The 11,015-nt window shown below is 49.3% G+C and carries 11 protein-coding genes; 1 reads left to right on the top strand and 10 read right to left on the bottom strand.

Annotation, left to right across the window (positions count from 1 at the left end):
• Positions 1-40: 40 nt before the first annotated feature.
• A complete protein-coding gene (locus tag AC0YNS_RS05260) occupies positions 41-1,027 on the bottom strand; it encodes a TIGR03943 family putative permease subunit (RefSeq protein WP_475779955.1) in 987 nt (328 codons plus the stop codon).
• Positions 1,024-1,899, bottom strand: a complete 876-nt coding sequence (locus AC0YNS_RS05255) for a permease (RefSeq protein WP_475780110.1) — start codon at positions 1,897-1,899, stop codon at positions 1,024-1,026. The genes AC0YNS_RS05260 and AC0YNS_RS05255 overlap by 4 nt, the downstream gene beginning before the upstream one ends.
• Positions 1,900-2,108: 209 nt before the next feature.
• Here AC0YNS_RS05255 and AC0YNS_RS05250 point away from each other — a divergent pair, with 209 nt between their 5' ends.
• Positions 2,109-2,918 (top strand): 3'-5' exonuclease, encoded by an 810-nt coding sequence (locus AC0YNS_RS05250; RefSeq protein ID WP_475779954.1) that lies wholly within the window; start codon positions 2,109-2,111, stop codon positions 2,916-2,918.
• Between the two features lie 70 nt (positions 2,919-2,988).
• On the opposite strand, the gene AC0YNS_RS05245 is transcribed toward AC0YNS_RS05250, so the two are convergent.
• The 8 genes from AC0YNS_RS05245 to AC0YNS_RS05210 form a co-directional block, all read right to left on the bottom strand.
• A complete protein-coding gene (locus AC0YNS_RS05245) occupies positions 2,989-3,429 on the bottom strand; it encodes an N-acetyltransferase family protein (protein ID WP_475780109.1) in 441 nt (146 codons plus the stop codon).
• A 49-nt stretch (positions 3,430-3,478) separates the two neighbouring features.
• Entirely contained in the window at positions 3,479-4,198 is a 720-nt protein-coding gene (locus tag AC0YNS_RS05240; RefSeq protein WP_475779953.1) for a hypothetical protein, read from the bottom strand.
• Between the two features lie 232 nt (positions 4,199-4,430).
• A complete protein-coding gene (gene abc-f / locus AC0YNS_RS05235; RefSeq protein WP_475779952.1) occupies positions 4,431-6,197 on the bottom strand; it encodes a ribosomal protection-like ABC-F family protein in 1,767 nt (588 codons plus the stop codon).
• A 368-nt stretch (positions 6,198-6,565) separates the two neighbouring features.
• Complete coding sequence (locus AC0YNS_RS05230) at positions 6,566-7,000, bottom strand: hypothetical protein (RefSeq protein ID WP_475779951.1); 435 nt, start codon at positions 6,998-7,000, stop codon at positions 6,566-6,568.
• A gap of 134 nt (positions 7,001-7,134) precedes the next feature.
• Positions 7,135-7,416 carry a YqkE family protein gene (locus AC0YNS_RS05225; protein ID WP_475779950.1) on the bottom strand — a complete coding sequence of 94 codons (282 nt, stop codon included), beginning with the start codon at positions 7,414-7,416 and terminating at the stop codon, positions 7,135-7,137.
• Between the two features lie 74 nt (positions 7,417-7,490).
• The gene (locus AC0YNS_RS05220) at positions 7,491-8,501 is read right to left on the bottom strand and encodes a HoxN/HupN/NixA family nickel/cobalt transporter (RefSeq protein WP_475779949.1); all 1,011 of its coding nucleotides are present in this window, start codon (positions 8,499-8,501) and stop codon (positions 7,491-7,493) included.
• 152 nt (positions 8,502-8,653) lie between these two features.
• On the bottom strand, positions 8,654-10,069 hold the full coding sequence (locus AC0YNS_RS05215; protein WP_475779948.1) for a sulfatase family protein: 1,416 nt from the start codon (positions 10,067-10,069) through the stop codon (positions 8,654-8,656).
• Positions 10,070-10,092: 23 nt separating this feature from the next.
• A complete protein-coding gene (locus AC0YNS_RS05210) occupies positions 10,093-10,974 on the bottom strand; it encodes an AraC family transcriptional regulator (protein WP_475779947.1) in 882 nt (293 codons plus the stop codon).
• Positions 10,975-11,015 lie beyond the last annotated feature (41 nt).

The raw sequence follows: 11,015 nt of genomic DNA, 5'->3' as shown, positions 1-11,015 counted from the left end.
TCTGCTCATTCGAAATCTGAGCGGAGAGCCTTTCTTGTTGTTAAGCACGGTATACATAAGGATCTTTCGGCTTCGGAATCGATTTCCACTCGGTCACTTTCAGCATCGGAATCGTTTGCTTGAATGGCTGATAGAACGACCATGTCAAGGTGCCGGTTACTCTTACCCACTCATCGTTATGGAAGGCAGCCGTGCCTGCAGGGAAGTCTGCGAGCATACCGAAGACGCCAGAATCCGCCACACAATGAATGAACCCGAAGCGAAATACAAAATAATGATTCGCTTCCGTCTGCTCCCCCGCATAGACGAATCCGTCAAAGCTGACCTTCCGGCCGATAAACGCATCCGGGAAGTTATAAATGGCCTCTAGCCCCTTCAAGTAGTTGGTATCCGACAGCCCAACCTCCTTCATAGGCAGAAACTCCTGAAGCTCTTGGCGCGACACTTTCGCATAGCCTTGTTTGCCATAGAACACGCTGGAGTCTGGTTTTAGAAACTGGTGAAATCCTGGATTATCCGCAGAAGCATCGAAATTCGGGAACGAGAAACCTTTGGCCTTTACGAAACTGGAATCCAGCGTCTGAACGGGCAAGAAGAAGCCGGTAAGCAGCGGGAAAATCAATATACTGTACGAGACAATTCGCTTCCAGCGAATGGGCTGTTCATGCGAGTGTCCGTAATGATTATGATGCGCATGGTGTTCATGTTCATGATTATGGCCATGATGTTCATGATGTTCATGATGTTCATGATGTTCATGATGTTCATGATGTTCATGATGTTCATGGTGCTCAGGATGTTTATGGTGCTCGTGGTGCTCATGGTCGTGCCGCTCCTTCGACTTCCGCTCGTCCCGTTCCTTCCTGTACAGCCGCACGAATTCGAATAGAAACAGAATGATTAACATGACGATCGCGCTTTGCGTCAAATACGCGTATTTCAGATTAATGTATTTATTTAAATTACCGCCTAGGTGCATCATAATAAACAAACACGCGAAACCGGCAAGCATATAGAGACGAATCATCCCATCAACCTCCCCACAAGCAGTGACGAAGCCAGCGTGCATGCCGCCACCAGTGCAATGAGTACAAGCACAAATTTCCCGCGGAAAACAGCCAACAGCATTAGCGTGTTCTTAATGTCAATCATAGGACCGAATACGAGAAACGCAGATAATGAACCGACGGAGAACGTGCTGCGAAAAGAAGAAGCAATGAACGCGTCAGCTTCCGAGCACAGCGACATGATAAACGCTAATCCAATCATCACCACTGAGGCTGTAATTGGCGTGCTGCCGATATGCATGAGCGTCGACGTTGGTATGAACGTTTGCATCGAAGCTGCGATGAATGCCCCGAGCACCAAATATTTGCCGACGGAGAAGAACTCGTCAATGGCGTGCTGCATCACTTCATATAAGCGTGAACGAAGCGGCAGTCGAATAGGCTCAGCTGACATTGATTCAGCACCTGCTGCGATTTCAGCATCCGCTACCTTCATCCCCCTGAGCGGCAGCTTCGGATAAAGGTACGAAATGACGATTGCCGTAACATAAGCGACGACGATTGCCATCCCACCACGAATAAGCACCATCGTCCAATTGTTGCCGAATGCGATGTAGGTCGCGAACAATACGATTGGATTGATGATTGGACCGGTTAGCATGAACGCAATGCCCGCGTGCAGCGGTACACCTTTGCGAATTAATCGCCTCGTGATCGGCACAATGCCGCATTCACATGCCGGGAAGAACAGTCCCACGCCACAGCCGAATAACGATGCCAAGTATCGGTTGCGCGGAAGGATCGCTGCGATCCATCGTTCAGACAGAAACGTTTGGATTAGACCGGAAATGATAACGCCGAGCAGGATAAAAGGAATCGCTTCCATGATCATGCTTAGAAAGATCGTATTGAGTTGTAGAAAAGTAACCACAGGCACCTCCTGCTATGTCCCGAACGATCGGTTATTCGGACTCCATTATCTATCAATCCGGCTGAAAATGCTAGATTAACGATAAAAGCTGCGACTTTGGACTACGCAAGACAGCCCGGCCCTATTCTGTTACAATGAAGGACGACAACAATGCGGCGGAGGTTTCATCATTGGACTACATTATTTTAGATATCGAGTTTAACGGGCGCAAATTCGCAAGCGAATTGCCGATGGAGGTTATCGAAATCGGAGCGGTCAGATTGAATGCGGAATTGCAGCCGATTGCTGAATTCTCCGCTTTAGTCAAGCCGGTCTATTTTGCCAAACTTAACGAATTCATTAAGAAGAAAACCGGCATCCCGCAAGAGGGCATCGATGCGGCTGAAGGATTCCCGGCCGTCATTCATGAATTTATGAATTGGCTTGGCTCTAATGAGAACTTCCTGTTCGTCACTTGGGGCGGCGAAGATATGAAACGGATCGTATTCGATACGCGCATGCATAATATAGACGATGCGTATTGGCTTGCGGTCAATTATTTCGATTTGTTGAAAGGCTATATCCGTTATAAGGATGTCACGAACGATGTAAGCGTCGAAACGGCCCTGAATGAGCTTGGACTTGGCGGCGAAGAGAACAATGCCCATCGCGCCTTAGAGGATGCACGGATGACGGCGGATATCTTCCGAGCTGTGTTTGAACATATGGATTTCGAGCGGATTCAGCAATTCAAGGACGTCTATTCCAATGCTAAGGAACGCAAAATCGTCAAGAACGCGATCCGCATTATCGCATCGCAGAAAGTAACGCCGTCCTGGGCGATGATCGTTGAGCATGTACTTAGCGGCAAGGTTACACTAGAGGACCCGCGTAAAGTTGCCGAGCTTGAAGCTTATTTCGATGCTGAAATGGCCAAAGGACCGCGTAAAACCCGCAGCTCGAACAACACGGAAACGAGCGAATCCACATCGGAAGTATAACAGTCGGAACATAGAAAAAAGCTTGGTGCGCGCAATGCATGATCATGCGCTGCTCACCAAGCTTTTTTTCTTATAATTTACGGTAATAGTGCAAGTAAGTATCGTCCTTCTCATAGCCATTGCGCTCATAAAGTCGCTGCGCGACCCTATTGTCAACAGCGGTAGACAATTCGATCCCCTTCGCTTCTGTCTGCTCACCGTACTGCTTCGCGGCATCAAGCAGCATCTGTCCGGCGCCAACACTTCGATAAGCTTCCAGGACATACAGATCGTTGAGAATCCACGACCCCTGCATAGAGATTGAGGAGAAGGTCGGGTAAAGCTGTGTAAATCCGATCAATTGTTCGTCACACTTCGCGACAAATACGACCGATTGCCGATGAATGAATCGCTCCCTCAGAAACTGCAGAGCGCCTTCTCGATCAGCAGGCTGGCCGTAGAATTGCCGGTATTGATCAAACATAATCGCCAGCTCAGGAAGGTCTTGCATCGTGGCTTGGTACGTATGAATGGTACGAATCATGGCCTATTTTCCCCTTCTTGCCTGCAAATCCGCGCACTTACATTAAACTCGAAGCTGCAAGAGCCAGTTCCCTGGCTACCCGCTCCCAGATCATATCGATCATAACGACTAGGTTAGGGCCTCTCTCGGGATGAACGTATGGCGCTTCTTTGCGGAAATAGTGTTGATGCCCCCCGATTAACGGAAGTGGAATAATATGTTTCGGAGCATATTTTACACGATTCCAGTACCACATGCCATACCGGTTTCTGCTAATTCCGCCCCAACTGCCCAGCCGCGTTATTAAATCGGCACACGCACCTTTCTCGTTTACCGCCACGACATAATGTACTTTACTGATGTAGTCCGCTGCAATCGGCATCTTAGGTGAGCCAACCTGCACAACTCGCCAATCCGGAATAATGCCTTCTTTATGCAGCATGACAGCTGCTTGGTAAGCGGCTACGCCTCCCCCGCTATGCCCGATGAACAGCACCGGTTTGCCTGCGGATTGCATGCGCACCTGTCCCGCTACGGCACGAGCACCAAACTGAACAGCACGTCGAAACCGGTATAGATCCTTGCGCACCCGCAGCAGCTGATGAAAGAAATTGTGTGTATGATCGCCATACGGGAAGAGTTCCCTGATGCTCGACGCTTTGCCGGCTTCGGCATATTTACGCTTCAGTTCCTTTACACATTCCGCAAAAATCGTACGACTCGAGCCTACGCCCGCCAATAAGTAGACATCCCAATCCAAGGTAACATCTGCCTGCATGCTGTTGTCACCGCCCTGTTGTGTTGGCCAATTAAGTTAGTTCGACCTTCAGCACTTAGTATGCGGCGGTGAATACGTTGTCATTCACTGCTGCAAACGTTACATTATTATATTCAGAAATCGTAAAGCCGTTTCTCATTTTCATGCAATTGAAGCACTTGTACGATGGCTGTTTGACCATAAAAAGAGTTATGCGGCAGCAATAGCATACCGACATAACTCTTGGATTGTGTTATCGTGTATTCAGCTGTTTCCTCTGGGCTAGGAGCTGCTTATACTCAGCGTCAAGCTCCGTATAACGGCTGTCGGTTGGCTTCAGCAAACTGAATTCGCCTAATAGAAATGCGATCCGGTTCGCGATAACCATCTTCTCTTCCTCGAGCTCCTGCTGTGCATCCCTATTCTCGCTTGATTCAGCAGCCTGCGAAGCGTGTGGCTTCTCACGAAACGCCTCGTAGCCGGATTCGATTCGCTTGATCCCGCCATCTTGGAATACGAGCAGCTTCGTGCAAATCTTATCCATCAGATACCGGTCATGGGAGACGACAATCAGCGTTCCGCGATAGTCCGCTAACGTTTCTTCCAGCTGCTCACGGCTAGTCAAATCCAGATGATTCGTCGGCTCATCCAGAATCAGCAGGTCCTGCTCGCGCATCATGAGCTGCGAGAGCTTAATACGCGTTCGTTCCCCAAGACTTAAATGCGCAATCGGCTTCTGGAGCATGGAGGAATCAAAGCCCATATTAGCCAGCAAAGTTCGCGCTTTCCCGACATCACTGCGAATTTCATGGCTGTCTTGAAGCAGCTCGAGGACCGTTCGCCGTTGATCCAGATCGGACACATCCTGCGTTAAATAAGCGACCTTGGCTGTCGGACTGATCCATAGCTGACCGGCATCGACCGGTTTCTGACCGAGCAGCATTTGAATGAGGGTCGTCTTCCCGCTGCCGTTAGGTCCAAGCAAACCAACTTTCTCTCCCCGCTGCAGATAGAACGAGCTATCTGCAAACAGCGATCTCCCGCCGTATGCTTTGCCGATTCGCTGCGCTTCCACGATGCGGCGACCGCGTTTCTCCGGCTGATCCCAGCCGAATGATACCTTGGCTTCCTCTACCGGCTTCTTCACACCTTCCAGATCGATCTTCTCCAGTCGGTGTAACCGTGACTTGATCTGCTTATCCATAGCTTTGGCCTTGCTGCGATAAAACTCTTTCACACCAGTGCGCATTTCAGCCATTTTCCCGACCTTGCCGGCTTCTCGGTGTGCTTTGTCCGACCAGTTCTTCAGCCGCGTGATTTCCGCTTCAATCTTCTGTTCGTATTTCTGCTGCTCTTCAAAATGATGCAGCTGGCTTTGGAAACGGCGCGCTTTCTCCTCCCGATAGAACGTATAGTTGCCGGGAAAGGATGTAGAAACGCCATCTTGCAGCTCTATAATCCGGTCAACGGTCTGATCGAGGAAATACCGGTCATGCGAGATGACAATCGTTGTACCGCTATACCGTCTCAGCTCCTGAACAAGCCAATCGACGCCGTCAAAATCCAAGTGATTCGTCGGTTCATCGAGCAGCAGGATATCCGGCTTGGAAGCCCAGATATGGGCGATGGCAAGCTTCGTCTTCTCGCCTCCGCTTAGTCCGGCAAGACGCTCACCGTCCCATTCCTTCACCTTCTGCAAGCCCAAGTGACTTGCCGTTTGCAGGAATTGCTCGGTTTCACGCGACTCAACTGCGGGGTCCATCATCTGGCTGAACGTACTGACCGTATAGGAGGTCGATTGCAGCAAATACCCGATACGCAGCTGATCCTTATGAAACGTTAGCTTGCCTTCATCAGGCTGTATGCTGCCGAATATCATATTGGCCAATGTTGTTTTACCTGCGCCATTCATCCCGACCAAGCCGACTCGTTCTCGGTTTGCCAGATCGGCGTCTACTTTCACGAGCACATTCGTGTCTCCGAAGCTCTTCTTAATTCCGCGTAATGTTAATAATGTCATACCAATCACCACTTTTAGTTTAGTTGAACAACTGACATGGGCGATGATTGTCGAAGACAACAAAAAAACCGCAAGGCACGCCTGCGGCTAAGGATATGCGGATATAGAGATAGCGTGAACACACCTTAAATAGAGGCCAACAATTGGCATCAATCCAGGCAGAAGGAGTCGTCTCCTATAGACACACGTAACCTATTCCGCTCCGCGCACAGGCTGAGCTCATCTCTTATCGTCATTTTCGAAAATCATGATCGACAGAAAATTAGGTCCACATGATGTCTAATTGGATACCTCCTACAACTTTCAAGATACCCCATTATAGCATGGCGATGTCGCGCTTGCACCTCTCTATTTCCATAAAAATTAGTTTAGTTCGTGAAAGCGGTGAAGTTGAAGCTCTCTGGTCCAACACGAATTGTACCAATTGCAGACGTCTGGATCCACACAGAGTAAGCCTGGTTCGCAATATTAGGCGCGTTGAAATCAGAGCCGGAGAACGAGACCAACTGTGGTCCGAGGACGCTGAGTGAAAGGTTTAACGCAGCGGAGAACACGTTGACATCTCCTGCTGTCAGACCTCTTGTAACAAAGACCGTAACCGTCGTCAGAAGCGGAATAAGCGGCAATTGAACCGCTGCAACGCCTGTAAATTCGACCCGTGTTTGTCCAGCTACACCTGCGGATAAATCGAGTGTTTGCTGAGCAATAAGGTTCGGCGTGTTAATAACCAAGATTGGAATCGCAATGGAGTTAGCATAACTCGCATTCTGTGATGTTTTCGAATCTAGCAAAATAGCAGCCATAATACATCACCTCCTTTATCTATTCATATGTAAAATAGAAGGAGAAAGATTGGACAGGTGGTAGTGTGATCCAAATAATTCCATCGGACATAAAAAGCTCCCGTCTACTTGCTAGACAGGAGCTTTCATAATGCTTAGCTTTTGTTATTCCGCCAGTCCATCTTGCTGTTATTCAGCAGATACTCGAAGTCATTCTCTTGCCGTTTCTTCTCGGCCGCGCGTGCTTCTTCCTCCTGCTTGCGAAGATCTGCCTTACGCTTCTCTTCCGCATCCTTCATTTCCTGAGCAGCGCCTTTGAGCTTATCCAGCACTTCCGGTCGCAATAGATCCTTCAGTGTCGCAGGCTTATCCTCTGTGGATTGCCTTTGCTGCTGCTGCGAATGAGAAGCGGGTCTAAACTTGTCTTTCTTAGCCATCGTGATCACCTACCTGCGATCATTATAGCAATTCAGACCACTGCGTTGCCAGTACCTATGCGAGAGCGGTGCGACTAGTAACGTTCTTCCAGCTTCATCGTCTTCCAGACTACCACGGACACGAGCCAGGCTATGACGAATAGGGCAACCAAGAAATAACCGAGATCTCCTAAATCAAGGCTGCTCACCCATTGCAGAAACGGAGCCTGCAGGTTCATTCTCTCCGTCAAAATCTGCAGCAGCTCCACCATGCCGATCAACAGCGCGGATATGACAGATACACTTGTGACGGTTACGTTATAGAACATTTTGCGAAGCGGGGTATGGAATGCCCAGCGATACGCTTTGGTCATAAACATGCCATCCGCCGTATCCAGGAGACTCATGCCGGAAGCGAACAGCAGCGGTAGAGCAAGAATGCCTAAGATCGACACGGAGCTCTGCGCAGCACCTGCCGAAATCGCCATCAACCCTACCTCTGTTGCGGTGTCGAAGCCAAGTCCGAACAGAAATCCAAGCGGATACACATGCCAGCTGCGGTTAATCAGACGGAACAACGGTTTGAACAGCCTGGAGAATAACCCACGTGCTTCCAAGAGCTTTTCCAGTTCATTCTGATTGTGATTGCCGCTGCGCATACGACGAAACAGCTGAAACAAGTTAATGAGGATGAGTAAATTGATAATACCGATCAGAAGCAAGAAAATTCCCGAAACCGATGTGCCGATCAGCTTCCCTGTATGCTGCAAGAATGGCATTTCATTCTGAATCCACTTGACCGATAAGGCGATCGCAAGAACCATTAAGAAGACAACCGACGAATGACCTAACGAGAAATAAAAACCTACCCCCAGCGGATTACGTTTCTGTTGAACCAGCTTTCGCACCGTGTTATCGATAGCCGCAATATGATCCACGTCGAACGCGTGACGCATACCAAGCGTATACGCCAATAATCCGAGGCTCCAGAAGCCTGCATCCGCACGAACGGCCACCATTAACCCGATGAAACCCAAGACATGCAGAGCCAAGACGACGATTATGTAGCCTGCCCAAGTTTTACGCTGTTTCCAAAGTTCATGCATTCGTCTTCCCTCCACTTTCCCATGTCAGATAATCTAACAACAGTTTGTGAATTCATTATAAAAGGAACGCTTTGGAAAAGCTATACAAAAAACGAACAAAAGGAGTGCCCAAACTGTCGACAGCCCGGATCGCACTCCAATTCGCGTCTTTCTTATTTATGCAGTTTCGCTCCATTTAGAAGTTGTCTGCGTGTCCATTCGTTGGTGACGACCGGGTCTTCGTCTGCTGCAAGACGATCGTATAACCGTTGTCTCAAATCTGCCACCACTTCTGCGTTCTCTGCTTCTCCAATTACATTGGCCAATTCTGCAGGGTCAGACCGCAAATCATAGAGCTCATCCGTATCGGTTAAATTCCAAACGTATTTCCAAGCCCGAGTTCGAATCATACGCTGCGTATACAGTCCAAATTGCTGACCGTTGTAGGAAGCCACTATTTCATCCCGTTCATCGAAGTCTTTCGTTGGTGCGCTGTCATTCAACAGAGGTATGAGGGATTGACCATGAAACTTTATAGGCGGTTCATCGGCAACGCCGGCAAGCTCCAATACGGTCGGACCCAAATCGAGTAAGTTATAGACGAAATCTTCGCTTACCGCACCGAATTGCAAGTGACCCGGCCAAGAAATCATCAGCGGTACACGCACCACATCATCGTAGAGGATGTAATGCTTATCCATCATCCGATGTGAACCGCACATATCGCCATGATCAGCAGTGAAAATAACGACGGTATTCTCGGCAGCTCCCTTCTGCTCAAGTGCAACGAGTATCCGGCCAATAGCCTCGTCCAGCTGGCTGATGATCCCGTAATAACGGGCAACTACCGGCGCCCAATCGGCCCACGTATAGTTCTCCACTCCCCAGCTTACCAGCTGTTGCTGCTGGATATAGGGTTTCCCCTCGAACGTTTCACGAAATCCGTGCCATTCCGGTATCAATTCCGGATCATACATGTCAGCAAACTTGCCAGCTGGGCGGCATGGCAGATGCGGTTCAGCGAAATGAACGGCCACATGCCAAGGCTCTTCTCCGGTGTTCAGTTGATCGATCGCTTCAATGGCTCGATCCGCGAACCAATGCGTCTCCGAATCCTCAAGTGGAATCGGATTGGTCTCTCCGAAATAGCCGTTCGCGTAGGTTAGATCAGGGTAGCGATTCTTCCGAAACTCTCTGTAATTGTTTTCACTCACGTAGGAGTCATACCCAAATGCTGTAGGGTCTTCGCTTGGATTAACGCCCCATTTACCCATAAAAGCTGATCGATAACCCTTCTGCGCAAGAGCCGCGCTCCAAGTATACTGCTCCGGCTGCAAGCTGCCAACCGGCAGAAACGCATTATAATTCCACAGAGCGCCGATCGTTTCGGCCCTTCTGCCATGAAGCATCGACTGCCTGGCAGGACTGCATACCGGAATGTGCGAGTAGGCATGGTGAAACACGGTGCTTTGCGCCGCAAGGCGATCCAGGTTTGGCGTTTGGACGGGATAGACGCGGCTGTAGCCGACACAATCATAACGCAATTGGTCGGCTGTTATTAACAATATATTAGGAGGGCGCTGTACCATTACGGTTGTTGTCTCCTCTCGGTTTAGCCGCTTACACGATATTGGCTCGGTGAGCAGCCTACATGTCTAAGGAACAATCGATTGAAGAAGGATTGATCTTCATAGCCGACCATCGTCGCGATGACAATCACCTTCTCATCGGATTCCATTAGCAGATGTTTAGCCCGTTCAATCCGCACCTCATGGAGTGCTTCGAATACGCTCCGATTGTATTCCTCCTGCATCAACCGATTAAGCTGTCTAATGCTGGAGCTAAACAAGTAGGACAAAGATTGAAGTGTAATCTTCTTCTCATAATTGCGTTCCAGATAACCATAAATGCGTTTCGCCGTCATTTCACGCTCCATCTGGCGCGGCGAAGGATGGGCGCGTTGCTGCTGCATCAACGTATAATAGCGAGACAGCAAGACAAGCAGCTCAATAAGCTGGAGCCGAATTAGCGTCGTGTGACCGATTGACCGTCCATTCATCTCGCGCAGCATATTTTCGAGCAACATCAGTACATGAGCGGCATCCTGCCCATGCAAATTCAGGCGGTGATTGAACCGGACATCCTGCTTCAGGAAGGGATGCACGTAGAAATAATCCATGGATCCGGTGATCTCCAGCTCGGCAAGCAGGGCATCCGGGATGAAGGAAGGCATAAACAAACAGTTGATAATTTCCATCTGCTCGCCTCTCTCCACTTCGTAGGCATGGGTTTCGCCGGGATTGATAATGAACACGTCGCCTGCGTGAACGGCATAATGAGTGCCTTCGAAGACATGCATCCCTTTCCCCCGAACGACATACACAAGCTCAACGAATTCATGCCCATGCTCGCGAATCGAGCCTTGAACCGTGCGTGTAATCCAGAAAGGAAATTCGACTTTCATAAATCCGGTGCTGCTTAAGATATCCTTCATACACGCCCTCCTTCACCAACCATTCTGACTTGCGCGTCTGG

The organism is Paenibacillus sp. J22FR21, from assembly GCF_056269135.1.
This window is presented reverse-complemented; position numbering and strand designations above follow the sequence as displayed.